This window comes from Lysinibacillus sp. FSL P4-0201 (assembly GCF_038593425.1).
Taxonomy (GTDB): Bacteria; Bacillota; Bacilli; order Bacillales_A; family Planococcaceae; genus Lysinibacillus; species Lysinibacillus capsici.
Map to the genome: position 1 here is coordinate 2,943,864 of NZ_CP151995.1, position 19,991 is coordinate 2,963,854.

Here is a 19,991-nt window from a genome sequence, read left to right on the forward strand (position 1 = left end):
TTCCTAATTCTCTCCCTTTAGTGGATCAAATGCTGTTGTTTCACCAGTCTCTTGGACAATTGATACAAGCTGCTCCTCAGCATGTTGCAGCTTACTATGGCAAAACTTTGATAGCTCCATTCCTTGCTTGTATAAATCAATCGCATTTTCCAATGGCACATCACCCTGTTCTAACTGGCGAACGATTTCTTCTAGTGCCGTCATGGCTTCTGCAAATGTTTGTTGTTTTTCAGTCACAACAATTCCCCCTCATTCTTTGGCAAGATATTCGTTACGTTAGCCACAACCTTTCCATCATGGAAAGTCAGTGTCAGTTGATCTTGCTTTTGCACCTCAGTGGATGATTTGATCATTTGCTGATCTTTATATGCTACTGTAAATCCTCTTGTTAGAATGGACAGTGGATTTAAAGCTTCTAATGTTCTAACGGTTGACTCAAATTGTTGTTGCTTTTTTGCCACATAATACGTTGTAGCACGTGATAATTGTTGAACGCGCGCTTCAAGCTCTCTCTGATGAAAAGCAAGTGCCTTTTTGGGTGAATGTTGCTCCACCGTACTATGTAATTGTTGAAGTTGTGCAGCTTTTTTCATCAAGCTCACTTGCATTGCTGCCTGTAATCCTGACTCAAGCTGTGCCAATCTTTCTGTAAAAGGTCGATAAAGTCTTTCTGGCATTGACAATGGATAAGACTGCTGGAGCTTATTTAGACGTTGTCGCTCTGCCATAAGTTGCGACCTAACCATTTGATGTAGCTGTGATTTCTGCGTAAGCACGCGTTGGTAGAGATCCGCTTGATCGGGCACAGCCAACTCAGCAGCAGCTGTTGGAGTAGGTGCACGTAAATCGGCTACATAATCGGCAATCGTTGTATCTGTTTCATGGCCAACCGCACTTATAATAGGAATTCGGCTTTCAAAAATAGCTCTTGCCACAATTTCTTCATTAAAAGCCCATAAATCCTCGATGGAGCCTCCTCCTCGCCCGACAATCAACACATCACAGCTTGCCTCTTGATTAGCACGTTGAATATTTTGCACAATATTCGGTGCAGCCTGAGCTCCTTGTACAAGGGTTGGATAAATCAAAATTTCAGCAAGTGGGTAACGCCTCTTTAAGGTTGAACAAATATCCCGTATAGCTGCACCAGTTGTTGACGTGAGCACACCAATTTTTTCAGGAAATTTTGGTATCGGTTGCTTCCACTCAGGTTTAAAAAGACCTTCTTTTTGTAATTGCTCTTTTAATTGATTGAAGGCAACAAATAAGCTACCAATGCCATCTGGTTGCATTTCCTGTACATATAGCTGATAGGTTCCATAGCCTTCGTAAACGTTTACATCCCCTCGGATAAATACTTGCATACCTTCCTTTGGTTCAAACGCTAATTTGGTAGCCGCTGCTTTAAACATCGTCGCAGCTATTCGGGCACCATCATCCTTTAATGTAAAGTAAATATGGCCGGATTGATGAATTTTCACATTTGATAATTCACCTTTTACATACACTTCACGCAAATGTGGATCTGCATCGAATTTTCGTTTAATATATTTTGTTAACGCTTTTACTGTTAAATAAGAAGCAGAGGACATGTTTTCGGCTCCTTTACTAAAATCAAGTTTTTCACAAAACTACACCTATCATAACATTTTTTGCAGTCGTTGACGTGCCAAAATGCAGTTTCGATAGAAAAAATGACTGTCTTTCTTCTATCGAAAAACAACTATAACACATTCCTACACGTTCTCACTATTAGAAATCGTATATTATGACAAATAACAAACAAAGCCCCATAACTTCATACGTTATGAGACTTTATATTTTAATAAAATAGTAATAAAAGAGTTCCTACAATAAAACAATAATACGTAAAGTAGCTAAGTTTGCCACTTTTCATAATGCCCATAAACCAACGCATCGCAAAATAAGTCATAATGAGTGTTGCCAAGAAAGTGGCGGCATATGGAAGAGCTAAGGCACCTTTATTCGGCTCGTCTAAAAAATCTGTAATGCCAAGGACTACCCCACCCAAACTTACAGGAATATAAAGCATAAAGGAAAAACGTAAGGCTGTATCCTGCTTCATCCCTACTGCTATGGCGGAAATAATCGTAGCTCCAGAACGGCTAATGCCTGGCGTTAAAGCAACTGCTTGCCCCAGCCCTACAATGATGGCATCTTTAGCACGTAAATCTGCATCTTTCTTCTTGCCACGCATATTACGAATTAACCATAATGCAGTCCCTGTCACAAATAGCATGAGCGCAATCGTCGTCATACTTACGTTATCTGCAATAACATCACTTAATAACACCCCTAAAACGCCAGCAGGAATTGAACCGATGACAATATAGAGCGCAAAGCGAAAATCTGCGTTATACCGCTTTTCTCTAGTTTTCAAGTAAAGAAAAAAATGACTGATTAGACGAACAATATCCTCACGATAAATATACATAATAGCAAGTAACGAAGCTGTATTGGTTAAGATGGCAAAAGTAAAACCTTGTTCACCTAGTCCCAGCATTTCGCTAGCAATCATTACATGTCCACTCGACGATACAGGAATTGGCTCTGTAAAACCTTGGACAAGTCCAATAATGATATGCTTGACAATTAACATAATATCGATATTTTCCATAAAAACCTCCTCCTCAGTATGTATGTCCCAAACGTTACATTAGACGACATAATCGAAGAAAAGTTCTGAATTTACACAACAAAAAAGTCACCTCACACAATGTTGAGATGACTTTCTTCAAAAGGTTTTTTATTTTGCAAGCGTATTTTCAGCTGCTTGCACTGTGTTGAATAGTAACATTGTGATGGTCATTGGTCCTACACCACCTGGTACAGGCGTAATATGAGACGCAATCCCATCTACTTCTGCAAAGTTTACGTCACCGCATAATTTATTGTTGTCATCGCGATTAATGCCTACATCAATAACAACAGCCCCTTCTTTCACGTGCTCTTTCGTAATAAAGTTTGCACGACCAACTGCGGCAATTAAAATATCTGCTTGTTTTGTAAATGAAGGTAAATCTGGCGTTTTAGAGTGTGTATAGGTTACCGTTGCATCCTTTTGTAAAAGTAGTTGTCCCATTGGTTTACCAACGATATGACTACGACCTACGATTACAGCATGCTTTCCTGCGATTTCAATTCCTGAATACTCAAGAAGCTTCATCACGCCAAACGGTGTACAAGGTAAAAATGTTTCTTGGCCAAGCATCATTTTCCCAACGCTTACAGGTGAGAATCCATCGACATCCTTCTCGACAGCAATCGTTGCAATGACTGTATCCTCATCAATATGTTTTGGGAGTGGTAATTGAACTAAAATACCATGAATATCCTCACGTTGATTTAAAAGCTCAATTTGTGCTAGTAATTCCTCTTGCGTTGTCTCTTCGGGTAATTTAATGAGTTCTGAAAACATACCAATCGCTTCACAAGATTTTTGTTTATTTCTCACATATGTAGCTGATGCCTGGTTGTCTCCAACTAACACAACCGCTAAACCAGGTGTCAATCCTCGCTCTTTTAAACGAATGACACGCTCTGCTACAGCATTACGAATTTCTTGACCAATCTCTTTACCATTAATAATTGCACTTGACATAAACCTTCGTTACTCCTTCCAATTCAACACATTATTCTTGTTCTGTAAATTTAGAAAGTACACCATTGACGAATTTAGATGAACTATCATCGCCAAATGTTTTACATAACTCGATTGCTTCGTTTAGTACTACTCTTTTTGGTGTTTCTGGCATGTATAACAATTCATATACAGCTAAACGTAAAACCGTTCTTTCAATTTTGGGTAGACGGGCAAGTGACCACTTTTCAAGATGCTGTTCTAATGTAGCATCGATTTCCTCCAAATGTTCAGCTGTTCCATTTACGATCTTTTCGTAGAAGGCATTGGTAGGTTGACCTTTAATATGGCCCATTGCTTCTTCAACTGTTAGATCCGTATTGTCTAGCTGAAACAAAACTTGCAACGCTTTTTCGCGTGCTTCATGTCGTTTCATGTAAAGCTCTCCTTCTTAAGTGGCATTAAGGTTTATAATAGCATAAAATCACATGAGAAACACGATTTCAAGCAAGTTTTCAATAATCTGAACCTTTTTCAAGGAACTTTTTGTTTAAGCCCACTTCTCATCGAAATAGTGGTATTCCAAAAATGAATGTTTCCTGTTCGTAATGGTATAATAAAGAAAAACGTTAGAGGTGTCACAATGCAAACTGAAGCTATATGTCTTAGCTGCAAAAAACATTTAAAATGGTTGACAGTGAAGAACAATATCAACAAATGAAGGAACGTACATCTCACCTATTTTACTGGGTGGATGCAAGCATAAAATTCGTTTTGATGCCATTCGAAACTTTTTTAGCTTTTATTAGTGGAGGCCATTTATGAAGGAACATTATTATACGATAGGTGAGGTTGCCAAACTTTCAAACTTATCGGTTCAGACATTACGTTATTATGATCAAATTGATTTATTTAAGCCTGCTTATATCGATACCTTCACCAATTATCGGTATTATAAAGGCAATCAGCTATTCTATTTAGACATTATAAAGTCCCTTAAATATATCGGCGTGACGCTCGATGATATAAAACAAGCACTTAGATTAACCTCTGAGGAATTGCTTGATTTTTTAGCTCAGCAGGAGCTACGCATCAATGAAAAAATTTCACGTTTAAACGAAGCAAAAAATACCTTACTGAAAACAAAAAAGCAATTACAAGAGCAAATTGATATCCCAGTTTTCGGTGAGATTTATGTGCAAATAGAGGAAGCAATGCCCGTTCTTCAAGTAACCACTACTGAATTAACACCGACATCGAGCACCAGTACATATTATGCCACTTTAATTAAAATCATCGAAAAGGAAGGCAGTGTCTTAAACAGTCGTTATGGTTGTATTTATCCACTAGAGCCTTATAAAGATGTCAATGACATCATTTATGATGCTATTTTCACTCCCCTATTAACGGAGCGCACATTTTCGCAGCTTTCACCAAACATACAACAAACCATTATTCCTGGGGGTAAATATGTATGCATTGCCTTTATTTACGATCCTGATACTTATTTTTCATTCTATGAAAAGTTGAGAAATCATGTATTGGCTCAGCAGGAACTATTTGAATCGCAAGTGTATGAGCTATACATGCCAGCAACGCTCACTATGGAACAAGAAAAGAAATTTATAGTAGAATTAAAGATTAGGCAAAAACAAGAGACACAAAATTCCTCCGAAAAAGTAGTGGCGCATTCGTATAACTCTCAGCCAGAACTCCCAAACTGATAAAAATTTTAAAAAATAAAAACAAATCTTTTGACCCTATAGTTACTATAGGGTTTATCGTATTACATGGAAATATTCTAGTAGATTGAAAACATGTATCGCGAACAATTAGAAGGAGAAGTTTATGAGCAAGAAACAAAATATAACCTTAGCTATTTTATTATCTAATCTTTTCATTGCCTTTTTAGGGATTGGTTTAGTCATCCCTGTTTTACCAACCATCATGAATGAGCTACATATTTCTGGCTCTGTTGTTGGTTATATGGTGGCAGCCTTTGCCATTACACAATTAATTGCATCACCAATTGCAGGTAAGCTTGTTGATAATATTGGCCGCAAAGTTATGATTGTTGCAGGTCTTTTTATTTTTGGACTTTCTGAGTTTTTATTTGGGTTTGGTCGTTCTGTTGAAATTCTTTTTGTCTCTCGTATGTTAGGTGGCGTGAGTGCCGCTTTCATTATGCCAGCTGTAACCGCCTATATAGCTGATATTACGACATTGGCACAGCGCCCTAAAGCACTTGGCTATATGAGTGCAGCCATTAGCACAGGTTTTATTATCGGCCCTGGGATCGGTGGTTTTTTAGCTGAAATTGGTACACGTGTCCCATTTTATGCAGCTGGGGTACTTGGTCTGTTCGCAGCTATCCTGTCATTGCTGTTTTTAAAAGAGCCAACACGTGCTACAGACAATGAAGAAGTAGCACAATCCATGTTAGGTAGTGTCAAGCGTGTGTTTAGTCCACTCTACTTCATACCATTCATTCTTATTTTCGTGTTATCATTTGGCCTCGCTGCATTCGAATCATTGTTTAGCTTATTCGTTGATCACAAATTTGCGTTTACACCATCGGATATTGCCATAATTATTACAGGAAGTGGTATTGTTGGGGCACTAGCTCAATTAATACTATTTGATTGGCTGACAAAGAAAATGGGTGAGATTAATGTTATTCGTTACTCACTAATCCTTTCAGCAGTATTAACATTTGCCATGACGATCGTGAGTCATTATTTTGCCATCTTATTCGTGACATTCTTTATTTTCGTAGGCTTCGATTTAATTCGACCTGCTGTTACTTCGTATTTATCGAAAATTGCCGGAAATGAACAAGGATTTGTTGGTGGCATGAACTCTATGTTTACAAGTCTTGGTAATATTTTTGGCCCAATTCTAGGTGGGGTATTGTTCGATATCAATCTGAACTATCCATACTACTTTGCTACAATCGTATTGGTGCTAGGCGTCATACTTGCTTTATTCTGGAGAAAGCCAAAGCATATAGAATTATAAAATAGCGATACATCCACATGAACATCCTAGAGAAATCCATATAAAAAGGACTGCCCTTTGATGAACGAATCATCATTGGGCAATCCTTTTCTTTTTTATTCATGCACTACTGTTTCTTCTTTTTCAAAGTGAATACCTGTAATATGCACATTTACTTCTGCTGTTTCTAGTGCCGTCATATTAAAAATAGCCTGACGGATTTGCGTTTGAACTTCTTTTGCTACTTTAGGAATGGCATATCCATATTTCACAGAGCAAAATACATCAATCGCAATTTCACCAGTTTCCGTTACACCTGATTTAATGCCTTTATTGTGTACTTTTTTACCGAAACGTTCCACGACACCCGTCGCAATATTCCCACGAGTTGCAGCAATGCCTTCTACTTCATTGACAGCAATCCCAGCCACAACCTCGATCACCTCTGCCGCTACCTCAATTTTTCCAAGCTCTTCTTTCCCAGAAGGTGTTGGTTGTACGAAAGATTGTCCTACTTTCTCTGCCATACAAATATCATCCTTTCCCTTACACATCACAAACAAGTGCTGTACTTACATTTATTATACTATAAAAAGGAAGGTTTGGCTGTCGAAAGCCGTTTTAATTTAAAACCGACTTTACTGATCCACTACATCGATTAAATAAATTCCCTTTTCAAATCCCCCACGAGCATTTCTCTTGTGTTCACGCGTCTCTTCTAGCTCCTCAAAGCTTACACCTAGCACACCGATAGCCATATGAATGAGCTCCAGTATGTCTGCGAGCTCTTCAACACTATCTTCTTTATGCTGGGCTTCGTAAAATTCTGTAGCTTCTTCTATCATTTTAGCCTTTATTGCCTTTACCAGCTCACTAGGTTCTAAAATGTGTGCATGATAGGATAAACCCTTCGCTTCAATTACTTCTAAAATTTTATCCCTCACTAGCTTATTGTATGTATATTGGCATCCATTGTTTCACTCCTTTTCAGAGGGATGACTATTTCTTTCTTCTATTATATAGTATTCTTTCTATAATATAGAATTGATTTGAGATAAAGTAGAGGTAGAGTATGTTACAAAAATGGTTGTTTGGCATCGGTGGGGTTGTCCTCATGTTTACAATGTTTTTTTTATTTTTTGGAAATAGTGCTAGTGAAGATACATTGCTTGCGAAAAATATAATGGAAAAAGCAAATAATGGTACAACTGTAGTTTCACTAAATAAATTAACGGATTTTGATTGGGAAAAAGCGCAAATTTTTGGACCTTATACAACGAAAGATGCGATTGAAGAAACAATGCACATACAGTTTAAAGGTAGTATTAGTGGATTAGATGTACGGGAAGATATTTTCCTTCTTGTATTTGCGAAAGAAGGCCATGCGATAAAGACAGCTGTGCTTTACAGAAACATAGGAGACTATTCAACAAAGAATGGTATGTTAACACCAGATAACGATCTTCTATCTATAAAATAGAACTTTTATAATCTTTTTCACCACACTTCAATTAGTAACGGTTTAAGCTTCTATAACGGTCAATCTTTCTTCTATGATTGATCTTCCTACCTGCAAGTAAGTCTTCCATCTAGTTATGCTTAGACATAAAAAACCTCCTAACTAATAATAGCTAGGAGGTTTAAACTTGCGAACGCTTACTTCACTTTTTCTGCTACACCCAATACATCGTTCTCTTCTAGGAACTTCGTATTGAATTGCGCTGATTTGAAGACATCATTGTTCATTAGTGCTTGGTGGAATGGAATCGTTGTATTAATTCCAGGACCAGATACTTCGAATTCACTTAAGGCACGGTTCATTTTCGCAATCGCTTCTTCACGTGTATCCGCATGAACAATTAGTTTTGCTACCATTGAATCGTAATATGGTGGGATTGTATAGCCTGCATAGACAGCAGAATCAATACGTACACCATAGCCACCTGGTGTTATATACGTATCAACAGTTCCTGCTGAAGGCATGAAGTTTTTATAGGCATTTTCTGCGTTAATACGGCATTCAATCGCCCAACCATTTAATTTTATATCATCTTGTGTGAATGGAAGCTTCTCACCAGATGCAATTTTTAATTGTTGTTGTACAAGATCTACACCAGAAATCATTTCTGTTACTGGGTGCTCAACCTGAATACGAGTGTTCATTTCCATGAAGTAGAACTTGTCCTCTTGATAGTCATAGATAAACTCGATTGTGCCAGCACCTTCATAGTTACATGCTTGTGCCGCTTTTACTGCAGCTGCACCCATTTCAGCACGACGCTCAGAGGATAGGGCTGGAGATGGAGCTTCCTCTACTAACTTCTGCATACGACGTTGAACCGTACAGTCACGTTCGCCTAAATGCACCACGTTACCGTAGCCATCTGCTAAAACTTGGATTTCACAGTGACGGAAGTACTCGATAAATTTCTCTAAATATACGCCAGGGTTACCGAATGCTGCAGCAGCCTCTTTTTGCGTAATTTCAATACCTTTTACAAGATCTTCTTCTGTACGTGCTACACGGATTCCTTTACCGCCACCACCAGCAGTTGCTTTGATGATGACAGGGTAACCAATTTTAGCAGCCCATTCTTTACCAGTTTCGATATCTGGTACAATACCAGTACCTGGAACAAGTGGAACGCCTGCTGCTTCCATTGTTGTACGTGCAACGTCCTTGATGCCCATAATTTTAATAGAATCAGATGATGGACCGATAAATTTAATGCCAGCGTTTTCACAAGCTTCAGCAAAATCAGCGTTTTCTGATACGAAGCCATATCCTGGGTGGATGCCATCAGCACCTGTCTTTTCAGCTACGCTAAGTAGCGCTGGGAAGCTAAGATAAGAATCTTTTGATAGCTTCGGTCCGATGCAATAAGCTTCGTCTGCTAACTTCACATGTAATGCGTCAGCATCTGCTTCAGAGTACACAGCAACCGATTGAATGCCTAACTCTTTACAAGCACGAATGATACGCACAGCGATTTCGCCGCGGTTTGCAATTAAAACTTTTTTCATTTGTTTTGCACTCCTTACTCAGCTTTTACAAGGAATAATGGTTGGCCGTACTCTACTAAGTCGCCATCTTTAACTAGAATTTCAACGATTTCCCCTTGCACTTCTGCTTCGATTTCGTTGAATAATTTCATTGCTTCTACGATACATACGATTGTTTCGTCCCCTACTTTGTCACCCACTTTTACGTAAGCAGGAGAATCTGGGTTTGGTGCTTGATAGAAAGTACCGACCATTGGAGATACAATTTTATGTAACGATGGGTCGTTAACTGATGGTGCCGCTGCAGCTGGTGCTGGCGCTTCTTCTTTCGCTGGTGCAGGTGTTACTGCTGGAGCTTCTGCTGGTGCAGATTGTTGTACAACAGGGGCTACTACTTCTTTTTTAGGTGCTACAGTTTCTGTAACAACAACATTATTCTTTTTAAGTTTTACTTTTGCGCCATCTACTTCATACACAAACTCGTCAATAGAAGAAGAATCCACTAATTTGATAATTTCACGAATTTCTTGAATTTTGAACATTTCTAACTCTCCTTATGAATTAAAATCTACTACAATAACTATTCTATATTTTTTCGTATCAATTTGAAATAGTTAAATGAAAATTAAGTAAATATGAACAAAATAAAAGGCTTTCCTTTACTAAGCGAAAGCCTTTTCATGAAGCTGATATATAACAACCTTTTATGAATTAACTAAAAATTTATTTTTTTCTCTATTTTTTAATAATTATTTGCACTGAACTTTACTTGCACATCATTTGCGCCTTCCATCTCTGTTTTTACCAGATAAATAATTTCGTTTGCTTGTGCTTTTGACAATTCCTCTGCCATCACTGTCACCGACACTTTTTCTCCCTCAGCACGAACAAACGCATCCGAGTAGCCTAATGATTTAACGAGCATCTCCAGCATAGCTTCAGCTGATTCACGTTTAATAAGGCCATCCATTTCATTATATGCTTCATTTTTTTCTTCGGCAGAATATTCTTCTGAGGCAATCTTTTGTGTTAACTGCTCACGAAGCTGGCTTCTCTCATCACTAACCTGCATACGCATTTCTTCAAATAAGTGACTTGGTGAAGATACTTCTTGTGTTATATCATTTGTTGCCTCCTGATCTGTAACACCTGTGACAGCTGTTTGTTGCAGTGTATCATCTGTAAAAATAGTAAGACCATTGAATTGCTTTGCTGGATCTACCAAATAATACACTGAAATGACTGCTACTAAACTTAATAATGTCATAAACCAAACTGTTCTTCTACGTACGCGCATTTACTTTTCCTCCTTATTTTCCATTGGAACGATAATAATTCGATGAATCGGTAATTGCATCACTTGACTGACGACAGCACGAATTTCATTTTTCACAAAGATATCGGAAGCACCCTCTGAAACAACGAGCATTCCTGTCACGTTTTTCGTGCCTTGTTCAGTCCCTCGAAAATATTGGCTGAATAGTTTATTGGCATTCTGATCATCTGTCATCTCTCCATAATAAAAGTAGACTTTAACCTTCCCAACACCTTCCATTGCCTTCAGGGTTTGCTCAAGTTTTTCTTCATTCGTGAGCGGTGAACCATTGTCGCTTGTTGAATTCGTTTGATACATAGGTAAAATGATGAAAATTCCCACGGAGGCAGCTATCAAAATTAAAACCATCAATGACGTTGTTTTTTTTCGTGTCTTTTCCACATCACTTGTACATTGCCTCCTTTCATCTTCTCTTTTTCAAGTGTATGTACGCTTGTTTCTTCCTATGAATTGATAAATGGAATCTTTAATAGCAATTGCAAAAATACTAACGTGATGACCAACTTTGTCAGTGAAATTATTTCCTTATCATCCGTTAGAAACACAAAAATCTGACAGACAAACAGCAATGCCAATAAAAGAATCAATCTATCTCCCCCCTGCCATGACTTGTACGAACACAATGAGGAAAAAACAAGAAAACATAAATGAAAAAGCAATTAAAAATGATACAGCACATAAAGTAAATAGTGATTTGCTAACTTGATCTAGTAGTCTACAAATATCATCAAAGGCAATCGGTTCTAAAATAGCAGCGAGCATTTTCAAAGAATAGGCACTAACTACAAGCTGCACGGTTGGGATAAAAGACACCGTAATGACGGCGATAAAGGCGCTAATACTTGTAAGAGAAGATGTAAATTGAGTCATATGCTGAAACATCGAAAAACTATCCACAATAAAAGAACCAACAACTGGAATATTTTCTTCAATTAGCTTTTTCACAGGCTCCGCTACAGCCGCATTGACACTAAATGCTGCTACACCACTTGCGGTCATCAGTAAGACATAGCAAATAACTGAGGCCGACACGATGCTCATAATTGTAAAGCGAATCAATTCAGCTATTCGAGTAAAGGAGATTTCCTTTACGATCACACTGCATACATCAAAGACAATGGCCAAAAGCACGCCAGGAATAAGCCACTTACTACTGATAATGGTGAGGACTTGTACAAAAAACAGTAAAAAAGGCTGCCAGGAAGCAATCGCTGTAATACTACTGGATAATAAAAAGCTTGATGTAAGAATTGGATAAAATGCCGTAAATAGATGGGCTAGTCCTTGTGCAATTTCATCAATTAATGTAAAGGAGTTGACAACAACAGGACCGATTGTTGCTAAAACGATAAGAAAAAAAAGTATCCTTGTCCCTTTTTCAAACTCTGGTAATAGCATGTTCACAATCAAAATGATGATGACGTAGCTGCAAAGCATGAGCGTCATCTTGAGCAAGAGAAAGAATGGGTCGATTAAAAACGATAATATTTGCTCCTGCAATGGCTTCGCTCCTTAGTTTAGCCTTTTTAAAATGGCCGACACCTCCTGTAGAACAGCCAGAAATTCTTTAAACCAATACAGCAAAATCACAATTTTCACCGCAGCAAAAACGATGTTCCCGAGCACTTTATAATTATGTTCTGCCAAAAGCAATGCCACCCACTGCCCGACATAGAACATACTTGCACTGATTAAAATAGCCTTCGCATAAGGTAAAAACGCAAGTGTTTCTAACAATTGTTTGGCGAAAGGCAATAAAAGCGTCGAGAACAACATGCCAAAAAGCAAAAAAGAAAACATCACACTGATTAGCGCATGGAGTGGCTGTATAACTTCTTTTATCAGCAATAATAAAAGCAGCATGACAACAGCGACGATAACAATTTCCATTCACATTACCCGGATGAGGTAAGCCATTGGAAGAAGGTTAAAATCTCATTAAAGAATAGACGTAAAAATCGAAGTAATTCTGCTGTCATATATAAGTAAGCAATGAAAAAGAGGAAAAATGAAAACTCCTTCTTCCCTGTTTGATCAAAGAAAACATGAAGAAGCGCAACGACTAGTCCCACTCCAGCAACTCTTAATACGTCTTGTAATTCCATTCCTACGCCCCCTCGTGTACAGCAATATATGTCGCTCTTCAAAAAAAAAGACCTCTATACAGATGTATAGAGATCTTCTACGATAAAAAATTATAATAGTTTGCTCACAATGTTTTTCACCGTATCCGTTTGCTGTATGAGGTGACTATTTTCACCCATCCACATGGATAAATATTCTGCATTACCTTGCTCAGCACTTTCCTTACGAATGGTAGTCGTTAGATAATTTTGTAGTGGATAGGGTGCTACTGTCGCATCCTCCATACGTTTCGTGAAATCATTTGCTAAACCTCTTGCTGGTTTACCAGTAAATGCAAGCGTAATCGTCGTTTGTTGTTCTTTTGATGCCAATACAGCATTTTTATAGAGTGGCGAAATTTCGCATTCATCTGCCACTAGTAAAGCCGTCCCAATTTGAACTGCCTGTGCCCCACTTTCAAGTGCCTTTTGAATATCCTCTTTGGTTACAAGGCCTCCCGCAGCTATAATTGGAATCGCAACTTTTCCCACTACTTGTTGTAGTAAGTCATGCAATGGAATTAATTGCAGAGGGTCAGTAAAAGAGCCTCGATGACCGCCAGCCTCTCCCCCTTGTAATACAACCGCATCCATTCCTGCTTGCTCCACCAGTATGGCTTCCTCTAATGTGGTAGCAGTACCAATCGTATAGACGCCATGATCTTTTAATTGTTTAAGAACAGCTGGAGATGGCAGCCCAAATGTAAATGAACAAACTGCTACCTTTTCTTCAATCACAGCTTGAACCTGTCCTGCAAAAACTTCCTTTGATGTTACGCTCTGTACAGGGGATAATCCTAATTCATCGTAAAAAGGTTGCAGTGCCATTCTGGCTTGTTGTAAAACCTCGACATCAATTTTGGGTTCTTCTTGCACAAATAAATTGACCGCAAAGGGCTTTGTCGTTAATTTCTTCACTTCTTGAATAAACTGCTTTGTTTGTTCACCATCTAAGTAACCTGCACCAATTGAACCTAATAGGCCTGCCTCAGCACAAGCCGCCACAAATTTAGGTGATGTCACGCCTGCCATTGGTGCTTGTATAATTGGATATCGCATATCAAATGTTGTTTGTAGCATACCTTTCACTCCTTACTCTGATTGTAAACAATTCTACCAGTAATGACCATCTATCTGATGATAGAAACTTGATAGTACCTCAATAAAAATTAAATAGTGCTTCTATCTATTATCACATTAAATGAACGATTTGACAGTATATGTATAAGAAAAAAATAAAAACCTACTCTTTAATGAAAAGAGTAGGCTGATCATTATGCACGTGAAACGTAAGAACCTTCATCCGTGTTAATGATTAAAACGTCACCTTGGTTAACGAAGAATGGTACTTGTACGATTAGACCTGTTTCAAGAGTAGCAGGTTTTGTACCGCCAGAAGCTGTATCACCTTTGATTCCTGGTTCTGTTTCTGTTACTTCTAATTGAACAGTGTTTGGTAATTCAACACCTAACATTTCACCTTGGTAAGATTGAATATGCACTTCCATGTTTTCTTTTAGGAATTTTAATTCATACTCAATAGCAGATGAAGCTAGTTCAGTTTGCTCATATGATTCCAAGTCCATAAATACATGCTCGTCACCTTGTGCATATAAATATTGCATTTTACGATTATCGATTTGTGCCTTTTCAACTTTTTCACCAGCGCGGAATGTTTTTTCATTCACTGAGCCGTTACGTAGGTTACGCAATTTAGAACGTACGAACGCAGCACCTTTACCTGGTTTTACGTGTTGGAAATCTAACACGCGGTATAATTGGCCATCAACAATAATTGTTAGACCTGTACGGAAATCGTTTACTGAGATCATTTGTGTTCCTCCAAAGTTTATAAAATAATGAGTTCTTTTGACGAATGTGTTAGTAGTTCATTACCCGTTTCTGTGATTAAAATATCATCCTCGATACGGACACCACCGATTCCAGGTAAGTAAACACCTGGTTCAATCGTCACGGCCATACCTGGCTCTAGCACTGTATCAGAACGCATCGATAAGCCAGGGCCTTCATGTACTTCAAGACCAATACCGTGTCCTAAAGAATGACCAAATGCTTCGCCATATCCTTTTTCTTTTAAGTAGTCACGTGCAATCGCGTCCGCTTGAATACCTGTTAATCCAGGACCCACTTTTTCAAGTGCTAACAGTTGAGAAGCAAGGACTGTATTGTACATATCTACCAATTTTTCAGATGGTTCTCCCACAGCCACAGTACGTGTAATATCCGAAATATAGCCATTATAAAGCGCACCAAAGTCTAATGTAACAAAGTCGCCTTTTTCAATCACTTTATTCGTTGCAACGCCGTGTGGTAATGCTGAACGAAGACCAGACGCAACAATCGTGTCAAACGAAGACTGAGTTGCTCCTTGTTTACGCATGAAAAATTCTAATTCATTCGAAACTTCAAGCTCGGTTTTACCAGGCTTGATGAAGCCTAAAATATGTGTAAATGCGTGATCTGCAATTTCACACGCAGCCTTAATAATATTAATCTCTTGTTCCGTCTTAATCAAGCGAATTTTTTCAATTAGCCCAGAAATCGGCACTAAATCTGCTTGAATCTTCGATTTATACAGTTCATAAGTGCCATAGCTTACAGTATCTTTCTCAAAGCCCAATAATTTGATACCCATATTATTTACTTGAGTAGCAATTTCTTCAATAATTGTGGCTTCATGCTTGACAATACGGAAGTCCTGAATTTGTGCAGCAGCCTGCTCTGTATAACGGAAATCTGTAATAAATACAGCATCATTTTGAGACACAATTGCTACGCCTGCTGTCCCTGTAAAACCTGTCATATAGCGACGGTTGTACCCATTCGTAATTAAAATACCATCGATGCTTTGTTCTTGAAGTGCTTTACGTAGCTTTTGTAATTTCAACATAATCAATTCTCCCTCTCGATAAATGTACGTAGTGCCAGTTCATAGCCTTTCGTACCTAGTCCACAAATTTGACCAAGGCAGGCCGGAGCAAGATAGGAATGATGTCGGAAAGCCTCACGTTTGTGGATATTGGAAATATGTACTTCGATAACTGGCACAGAAATACCTGCTATCGCATCATGCAATGCGATGCTTGTATGGGTATATGCACCAGGATTAAAGATAATACCATCATATTTTTCGTCCTCTGCTTCATGCACCCAATCTACTAGTACCCCTTCATGATTGGATTGACGAAATTCAACTGTAGCACCTAAAGAAGCCGCAAGATTTTGAACATTTTCTTGAACATCATCCAATGTTTCATGTCCATAAATATGTGGCTCTCGTTTACCAAGTCGATTTAAGTTCGGTCCATTCAAACATAATAACTTCACGCTTCTATTCGCCTCTTTCTATGTACTTGCCATTTATTTTATCATACACCGTGCATTCAGCAACTAATTTCAACTAGTGGTGCCATAAATATCCCCTTAAACGAAGGGGATATTTTGTACCTTCAACTTTGTTTTTGTGCTGTATGTTCCTTCTGATGGAAATTGGCGGTTTCAAGCAAGAAACGTAATAAACAAATAACGGTCACCATAAAGGGAATCGACAGTTTTTTAAAAGACGTAAGCTGTAATGGTAAATCTAAAGCAATCCATTCCAATGAGATGGTCACCAAAAGACCTAATAAAAGGGAAGAAAAAACAGCTGGGATGATATATACATAGCGCATAGTCATGTATAAAAATAAGCCGATAATAAATAGTAGAAAAATAAAAAAGGTCCATTGAAATAATTTGGAGCTTTCTTCAAACCAATTCCATTTTTTATAAAACCCTATCGGATGCCATTTAATGAGATGGAAATAATGTAAACCTTTTAAGCACAGCGCTAAAACAAGCGCATTGACAAGTGCTGTAATTGTCGCTACTTTCACCCTATACCTCTCCTTTATGCACACTAATTATTTCCTAAAATGTACGATTAGTGTAGCCATATAGAAAATTTACTATGCGTAACGGTAGAGGTTTTTCACTAAATTTAGTACAATGGTACAGTTGAAATATATAAAGAGAGTGGTGTTAGCCTTGAGCAATTCACCTGTATACGGGGGACAAGCACAATTAGAGGGTGTGATGTTCGGAGGAAAGGAACATACTGTTACAGCCATTCGTCGTAACGATGATTCCATTGATTATTATCATTTCAAAAAAGTACAAAAACCTTTGTTACAAAAGCTTAAAAAAATCCCATTTGTACGAGGCGTTGTCGCGCTAATTGAATCCGCTGGCTTAGGTTCTCGTCACATGCAATTTGCTGGGGATCGCTATGATGTGACACCTGGTGAAGAGGAAGATCATAAAGAAGAAGGCTCTAAACTTCAAATGATACTGGGCGTTGCTGTAGTAGGTATTCTTTCCTTTCTATTTGGAAAATTTGCCTTTACATTAATTCCTGTTTTTATAGCTGATTTTTTCTCAAAATGGATTGAAGGAAAAACGGGACAAATTTTACTGGAAAGCGGTATTAAATTATTGTTACTGCTAGCCTATTTATATTTTATCTCGTTAACCCCCCTCATTAAACGAGTATTTCAGTACCATGGTGCAGAGCACAAGGTGATAAATTGCTATGAAGCTGGGTTAGACATTACCGTAAAAAATGTTCAAGCTCAATCACGCCTACACTATCGTTGCGGCAGTAGCTTCATATTATTCACAGTGTTCGTTGGGATGTTTTTATATTTCTTTGTGCCTACAGATCCACTGTGGCTTCGTATTTTAGATCGTATTCTATTAATTCCTGTTGTTCTGGGGATCTCATTTGAAGTCTTACAAGCGACAAATGCCTGCCGTAATATTCCAGTGTTACGCTTCCTTGGCTACCCTGGCTTATGGCTCCAATTACTAACAACTCGTGAACCGAAGGACGATCAAGTAGAAGTAGCGATTGCTTCCTTTAATATGCTACGCCAAGTAGAGCAGCAACCTGAAATCGCTGCGACATTAAATCATGATTAATAAAAAAGGCAGCCCAACGTCGGAGCTGCCTTTTTTTTCATTTTGTACTGCCTTGCATTTTCTGCTTAAACATAAAGATAGCGAGAATTGTCATAATTATTGTATAACCAATGACAACAATAAGTGAATAAAACACATTCGCATACTCTGCATGTAAGATAGCCCTAGCTGCATTGACTGCGTGCATGAAAGGTAAAAGCTGCGCAATCTTTTGGAATGGTCCACCAATCATATCTAATTCGAACCATGTTCCACTTAACCAAGTTGTCACATTAACAAAGATGGCAAATATCCCTCCTACCTGCTTATCTGTAAATAATGTCCCAAATAATAATCCACAACTAATATAGAGTGGTGAAATTATTAGAAGTACAAGAATCATAAAGAGGATAGGCTTATTAAATGGCAACCCTAAAAACATGGCGGTAGCTAAACAAACAAAAATTTGTAGCAGAGCTATTGGTAGTAAAGGTATCATATACCCTAAAATGTAATCAGCGGCAGACAAAGGAGAAACAAAAATCCTCATTAAAAAAGATGAACTTTTATCTTTTCCTAGTAACATTCCTGAAAACAGTGTGAGAAAAGAAAAACTAAATACAATAACGCCCGGTGTTAGGTTATTCATTTCATATAAAGCAAATGGCATATTTTTTTGCATAACAGAAAATAAGCCCAATAAAAGAATTGGTAAGCCTATACCAAATAATAAAGTGATTGGATCGCGGACAATCTCTTTATGATTCCTTGTTGCAAACGCAGCTACCCTCACAATAACGCCTCCTCTGTTTTTTCCAAGAATACCTCTTCTAAAGAATGCTTGCCTGTTTCAGTGATCAATTGTTGGATCGTGCCTAGTGCACATATTTGCCCATGATGCATAATTCCTACACGATCAGCTAAAGCCTCTATCTCTTCTAAATAATGGGAGGTCAAAATAATCGTGACATGTCCTTTTAAGTGCTTCAATATGTTCCATACATCATTCCTTGCCCGTATGTCCATCCCTAAAGTCGGTTCATCGAGGAACAATACCTTTGGGTTTGACATTAAAGCCATTGCTACACTTAAACGACGCTGGTAGCCGCCAGATAGTGTCTTAGCCTTGTCATGCTGATGTGGTGTCAGTCCGAATAAGGCCATTTTGTCATATACTTGTTGTTGTGCTTTTTCTTTTTCGTAGCCATAAATCTGACTGAATAATAATAGATTTTCATATACCGTTAAATTAGGCGCAACGGCCGTTTCTTGAGGAGAAATATTAATAACTTGTTTTACAGCCTGTGTATTTTGCACAATGCTTTTTCCATCAATTGTGGCATCCCCCTCTGTAGGTGAAAGGAGCCCACACAACATTTTGATTGTGGTTGTTTTGCCAGCACCATTTTGTCCTAAAAGAGCGAAAAGTTCACCTTGATGGATTTGTAAATTTAATTGATTAACGACTACACGCTCTTTATAAAGCTTTGTTAAATCTCTTATGTTAATCATCCTGCTCTTCACCTCGATTGGTAAGAATCGCATTAATTTTTTCTATGTCACGTTGTGAAAATCTATATTGTAAAACCCATGTCACAATATAAGTTCCGAGAAAGCTGGCTACGAGAGAAAAAATATTAGCCATCGTTTTTGGCATCCATAGTAGCGTTACAATCGGTATCCAAATCATTGCCGTTATGAAAAAGTGGACGAAATATTGCTTCAACATTCCCCAGCTAGCCATTTCAAAAATAAGTGCAGCAAGAGCAAAGGTAATGCCAATAACACCCGTTAATAGAATTTGAGTAATTATTGCACTTATTTCATCTGTAAAGTAAGCACGAAATTCTGGTACCACCCAAACATATTTTCCTTGCCCTATGCCCATTGATACAAAGAATTGCACAATTTGTCCCATCACTATACCGATCAAAAATCCACCAATAATACGTGTTAAAATGTCTTTTCGCAT

At 38.1% G+C, this 19,991-nt stretch carries 27 protein-coding genes; 4 read left to right on the forward strand and 23 right to left on the reverse strand.

Going from position 1 to position 19,991, the window contains the following annotated elements; all coding sequences use genetic code 11:
* Positions 1-3 precede the first annotated feature (3 nt).
* From xseB to nusB, 5 genes are all read right to left on the reverse strand, one after another.
* A complete protein-coding gene (xseB, locus tag MKY76_RS14795) occupies positions 4-237 on the reverse strand; it encodes an exodeoxyribonuclease VII small subunit (protein WP_008179899.1) in 234 nt (77 codons plus the stop codon).
* The gene (gene xseA / locus MKY76_RS14800; RefSeq protein WP_054549164.1) at positions 234-1,592 is read right to left on the reverse strand and encodes an exodeoxyribonuclease VII large subunit; all 1,359 of its coding nucleotides are present in this window, start codon (positions 1,590-1,592) and stop codon (positions 234-236) included. Before xseA ends, xseB begins: the two co-directional genes overlap by 4 nt.
* A 230-nt stretch (positions 1,593-1,822) precedes the next feature.
* Positions 1,823-2,638 carry an undecaprenyl-diphosphate phosphatase gene (locus tag MKY76_RS14805; protein WP_048392294.1) on the reverse strand — a complete coding sequence of 272 codons (816 nt, stop codon included), beginning with the start codon at positions 2,636-2,638 and terminating at the stop codon, positions 1,823-1,825.
* A gap of 129 nt (positions 2,639-2,767) precedes the next feature.
* Positions 2,768-3,622 (reverse strand): bifunctional methylenetetrahydrofolate dehydrogenase/methenyltetrahydrofolate cyclohydrolase FolD, encoded by an 855-nt coding sequence (folD, locus tag MKY76_RS14810; RefSeq protein WP_054549163.1) that lies wholly within the window; start codon positions 3,620-3,622, stop codon positions 2,768-2,770.
* A gap of 31 nt (positions 3,623-3,653) precedes the next feature.
* Positions 3,654-4,037: a transcription antitermination factor NusB gene (nusB, locus tag MKY76_RS14815; protein ID WP_004231146.1), complete on the reverse strand. Its 384-nt coding sequence runs from the start codon at positions 4,035-4,037 to the stop codon at positions 3,654-3,656.
* Positions 4,038-4,422: 385 nt separating this feature from the next.
* On the opposite strand from nusB, the gene MKY76_RS14820 reads away from it, so the two are divergent.
* Both MKY76_RS14820 and MKY76_RS14825 read left to right on the forward strand, forming a co-directional pair.
* Positions 4,423-5,325 (forward strand): MerR family transcriptional regulator, encoded by a 903-nt coding sequence (locus MKY76_RS14820; protein ID WP_342556798.1) that lies wholly within the window; start codon positions 4,423-4,425, stop codon positions 5,323-5,325.
* Between the two features lie 124 nt (positions 5,326-5,449).
* On the forward strand, positions 5,450-6,619 hold the full coding sequence (locus MKY76_RS14825; protein WP_048392291.1) for an MFS transporter: 1,170 nt from the start codon (positions 5,450-5,452) through the stop codon (positions 6,617-6,619).
* 95 nt (positions 6,620-6,714) lie between these two features.
* Here the strand turns inward: MKY76_RS14825 and MKY76_RS14830 are convergent, their stop codons facing one another.
* Together MKY76_RS14830 and MKY76_RS14835 are read right to left on the reverse strand one after the other, a co-directional pair.
* On the reverse strand, positions 6,715-7,125 hold the full coding sequence (locus MKY76_RS14830) for an Asp23/Gls24 family envelope stress response protein (RefSeq protein ID WP_004231142.1): 411 nt from the start codon (positions 7,123-7,125) through the stop codon (positions 6,715-6,717).
* 111 nt (positions 7,126-7,236) lie between these two features.
* On the reverse strand, positions 7,237-7,542 hold the full coding sequence (locus MKY76_RS14835; protein ID WP_342556799.1) for a nucleoside triphosphate pyrophosphohydrolase: 306 nt from the start codon (positions 7,540-7,542) through the stop codon (positions 7,237-7,239).
* Positions 7,543-7,670: 128 nt separating this feature from the next.
* On the opposite strand from MKY76_RS14835, the gene MKY76_RS14840 reads away from it, so the two are divergent.
* Positions 7,671-8,078: a hypothetical protein gene (locus MKY76_RS14840; protein WP_333879728.1), complete on the forward strand. Its 408-nt coding sequence runs from the start codon at positions 7,671-7,673 to the stop codon at positions 8,076-8,078.
* Positions 8,079-8,254: 176 nt separating this feature from the next.
* Here the strand turns inward: MKY76_RS14840 and accC are convergent, their stop codons facing one another.
* The 13 genes from accC to MKY76_RS14905 form a co-directional block, all read right to left on the reverse strand.
* Complete coding sequence (accC, locus tag MKY76_RS14845; protein WP_004231135.1) at positions 8,255-9,622, reverse strand: acetyl-CoA carboxylase biotin carboxylase subunit; 1,368 nt, start codon at positions 9,620-9,622, stop codon at positions 8,255-8,257.
* Positions 9,623-9,636: 14 nt separating this feature from the next.
* Positions 9,637-10,143 carry an acetyl-CoA carboxylase biotin carboxyl carrier protein gene (gene accB / locus MKY76_RS14850; protein ID WP_004231133.1) on the reverse strand — a complete coding sequence of 169 codons (507 nt, stop codon included), beginning with the start codon at positions 10,141-10,143 and terminating at the stop codon, positions 9,637-9,639.
* Between the two features lie 200 nt (positions 10,144-10,343).
* Positions 10,344-10,898, reverse strand: a complete 555-nt coding sequence (locus MKY76_RS14855) for a SpoIIIAH-like family protein (RefSeq protein ID WP_004231131.1) — start codon at positions 10,896-10,898, stop codon at positions 10,344-10,346.
* Positions 10,899-11,318 (reverse strand): hypothetical protein, encoded by a 420-nt coding sequence (locus MKY76_RS14860; protein ID WP_048392288.1) that lies wholly within the window; start codon positions 11,316-11,318, stop codon positions 10,899-10,901. It abuts the gene before it with no gap.
* Between the two features lie 62 nt (positions 11,319-11,380).
* Positions 11,381-11,524 carry a hypothetical protein gene (locus MKY76_RS14865; protein ID WP_004231124.1) on the reverse strand — a complete coding sequence of 48 codons (144 nt, stop codon included), beginning with the start codon at positions 11,522-11,524 and terminating at the stop codon, positions 11,381-11,383.
* A gap of 1 nt (position 11,525) precedes the next feature.
* A complete protein-coding gene (locus MKY76_RS14870; protein WP_004231121.1) occupies positions 11,526-12,437 on the reverse strand; it encodes a stage III sporulation protein AE in 912 nt (303 codons plus the stop codon).
* Between the two features lie 12 nt (positions 12,438-12,449).
* Positions 12,450-12,827 (reverse strand): hypothetical protein, encoded by a 378-nt coding sequence (locus MKY76_RS14875; RefSeq protein WP_016994741.1) that lies wholly within the window; start codon positions 12,825-12,827, stop codon positions 12,450-12,452.
* A gap of 5 nt (positions 12,828-12,832) precedes the next feature.
* Positions 12,833-13,042, reverse strand: a complete 210-nt coding sequence (locus MKY76_RS14880) for a hypothetical protein (protein ID WP_012295089.1) — start codon at positions 13,040-13,042, stop codon at positions 12,833-12,835.
* A gap of 90 nt (positions 13,043-13,132) precedes the next feature.
* Positions 13,133-14,140, reverse strand: a complete 1,008-nt coding sequence (locus MKY76_RS14885) for a nitronate monooxygenase (RefSeq protein WP_048392287.1) — start codon at positions 14,138-14,140, stop codon at positions 13,133-13,135.
* 194 nt (positions 14,141-14,334) lie between these two features.
* Positions 14,335-14,892, reverse strand: coding sequence for an elongation factor P (gene efp, locus MKY76_RS14890; protein WP_004231115.1), 558 nt, complete (start codon positions 14,890-14,892; stop codon positions 14,335-14,337).
* Positions 14,893-14,909: 17 nt separating this feature from the next.
* Positions 14,910-15,971, reverse strand: a complete 1,062-nt coding sequence (locus tag MKY76_RS14895) for a Xaa-Pro peptidase family protein (RefSeq protein WP_081010950.1) — start codon at positions 15,969-15,971, stop codon at positions 14,910-14,912.
* Between the two features lie 2 nt (positions 15,972-15,973).
* Positions 15,974-16,408: a type II 3-dehydroquinate dehydratase gene (aroQ, locus tag MKY76_RS14900; protein WP_036126950.1), complete on the reverse strand. Its 435-nt coding sequence runs from the start codon at positions 16,406-16,408 to the stop codon at positions 15,974-15,976.
* 122 nt (positions 16,409-16,530) lie between these two features.
* A complete protein-coding gene (locus tag MKY76_RS14905) occupies positions 16,531-16,956 on the reverse strand; it encodes a hypothetical protein (RefSeq protein ID WP_048392286.1) in 426 nt (141 codons plus the stop codon).
* Positions 16,957-17,107: 151 nt separating this feature from the next.
* On the opposite strand from MKY76_RS14905, the gene MKY76_RS14910 reads away from it, so the two are divergent.
* Positions 17,108-18,040, forward strand: coding sequence for a DUF1385 domain-containing protein (locus tag MKY76_RS14910; protein ID WP_016994746.1), 933 nt, complete (start codon positions 17,108-17,110; stop codon positions 18,038-18,040).
* 37 nt (positions 18,041-18,077) lie between these two features.
* Here the strand turns inward: MKY76_RS14910 and MKY76_RS14915 are convergent, their stop codons facing one another.
* From MKY76_RS14915 to MKY76_RS14925, 3 genes are read right to left on the reverse strand one after another with little or no spacing between them, the layout of a single operon-like run.
* Positions 18,078-18,812 carry an ABC transporter permease gene (locus MKY76_RS14915; protein WP_281216225.1) on the reverse strand — a complete coding sequence of 245 codons (735 nt, stop codon included), beginning with the start codon at positions 18,810-18,812 and terminating at the stop codon, positions 18,078-18,080.
* Entirely contained in the window at positions 18,809-19,531 is a 723-nt protein-coding gene (locus MKY76_RS14920) for an ABC transporter A family member (protein ID WP_342556800.1), read from the reverse strand. Before MKY76_RS14920 ends, MKY76_RS14915 begins: the two co-directional genes overlap by 4 nt.
* Positions 19,524-19,991 carry a DUF3021 domain-containing protein gene (locus tag MKY76_RS14925; RefSeq protein WP_048392282.1) on the reverse strand — a complete coding sequence of 156 codons (468 nt, stop codon included), beginning with the start codon at positions 19,989-19,991 and terminating at the stop codon, positions 19,524-19,526. Before MKY76_RS14925 ends, MKY76_RS14920 begins: the two co-directional genes overlap by 8 nt.

Bases quoted from the DNA above. Each gene is read 5' to 3' on its own strand.
- MKY76_RS14825 (WP_048392291.1), top strand. From the start codon at position 5,450: ATGAGCAAGAAACAAAATATAACCTTAGCTATTTTATTATCTAATCTT.
- MKY76_RS14895 (WP_081010950.1), bottom strand. From the start codon at position 15,971: ATGTTGAAATTACAAAAGCTACGTAAAGCACTTCAAGAACAAAGCATC.
- MKY76_RS14885 (WP_048392287.1), bottom strand. From the start codon at position 14,140: ATGCTACAAACAACATTTGATATGCGATATCCAATTATACAAGCACCA.
- MKY76_RS14925 (WP_048392282.1), bottom strand. From the start codon at position 19,991: ATGCGAAAAGACATTTTAACACGTATTATTGGTGGATTTTTGATCGGT.
- MKY76_RS14805 (WP_048392294.1), bottom strand. From the start codon at position 2,638: ATGGAAAATATCGATATTATGTTAATTGTCAAGCATATCATTATTGGA.
- MKY76_RS14820 (WP_342556798.1), top strand. From the start codon at position 4,423: ATGAAGGAACATTATTATACGATAGGTGAGGTTGCCAAACTTTCAAAC.
- MKY76_RS14875 (WP_016994741.1), bottom strand. From the start codon at position 12,827: ATGGAAATTGTTATCGTCGCTGTTGTCATGCTGCTTTTATTATTGCTG.
- accC (WP_004231135.1), bottom strand. From the start codon at position 9,622: ATGAAAAAAGTTTTAATTGCAAACCGCGGCGAAATCGCTGTGCGTATC.
- efp (WP_004231115.1), bottom strand. From the start codon at position 14,892: ATGATCTCAGTAAACGATTTCCGTACAGGTCTAACAATTATTGTTGAT.
- xseA (WP_054549164.1), bottom strand. From the start codon at position 1,592: ATGTCCTCTGCTTCTTATTTAACAGTAAAAGCGTTAACAAAATATATT.
- MKY76_RS14830 (WP_004231142.1), bottom strand. From the start codon at position 7,125: ATGGCAGAGAAAGTAGGACAATCTTTCGTACAACCAACACCTTCTGGG.
- nusB (WP_004231146.1), bottom strand. From the start codon at position 4,037: ATGAAACGACATGAAGCACGCGAAAAAGCGTTGCAAGTTTTGTTTCAG.
- MKY76_RS14880 (WP_012295089.1), bottom strand. From the start codon at position 13,042: ATGGAATTACAAGACGTATTAAGAGTTGCTGGAGTGGGACTAGTCGTT.
- folD (WP_054549163.1), bottom strand. From the start codon at position 3,622: ATGTCAAGTGCAATTATTAATGGTAAAGAGATTGGTCAAGAAATTCGT.
- accB (WP_004231133.1), bottom strand. From the start codon at position 10,143: ATGTTCAAAATTCAAGAAATTCGTGAAATTATCAAATTAGTGGATTCT.
- MKY76_RS14840 (WP_333879728.1), top strand. From the start codon at position 7,671: ATGTTACAAAAATGGTTGTTTGGCATCGGTGGGGTTGTCCTCATGTTT.
- MKY76_RS14855 (WP_004231131.1), bottom strand. From the start codon at position 10,898: ATGCGCGTACGTAGAAGAACAGTTTGGTTTATGACATTATTAAGTTTA.
- MKY76_RS14920 (WP_342556800.1), bottom strand. From the start codon at position 19,531: ATGATTAACATAAGAGATTTAACAAAGCTTTATAAAGAGCGTGTAGTC.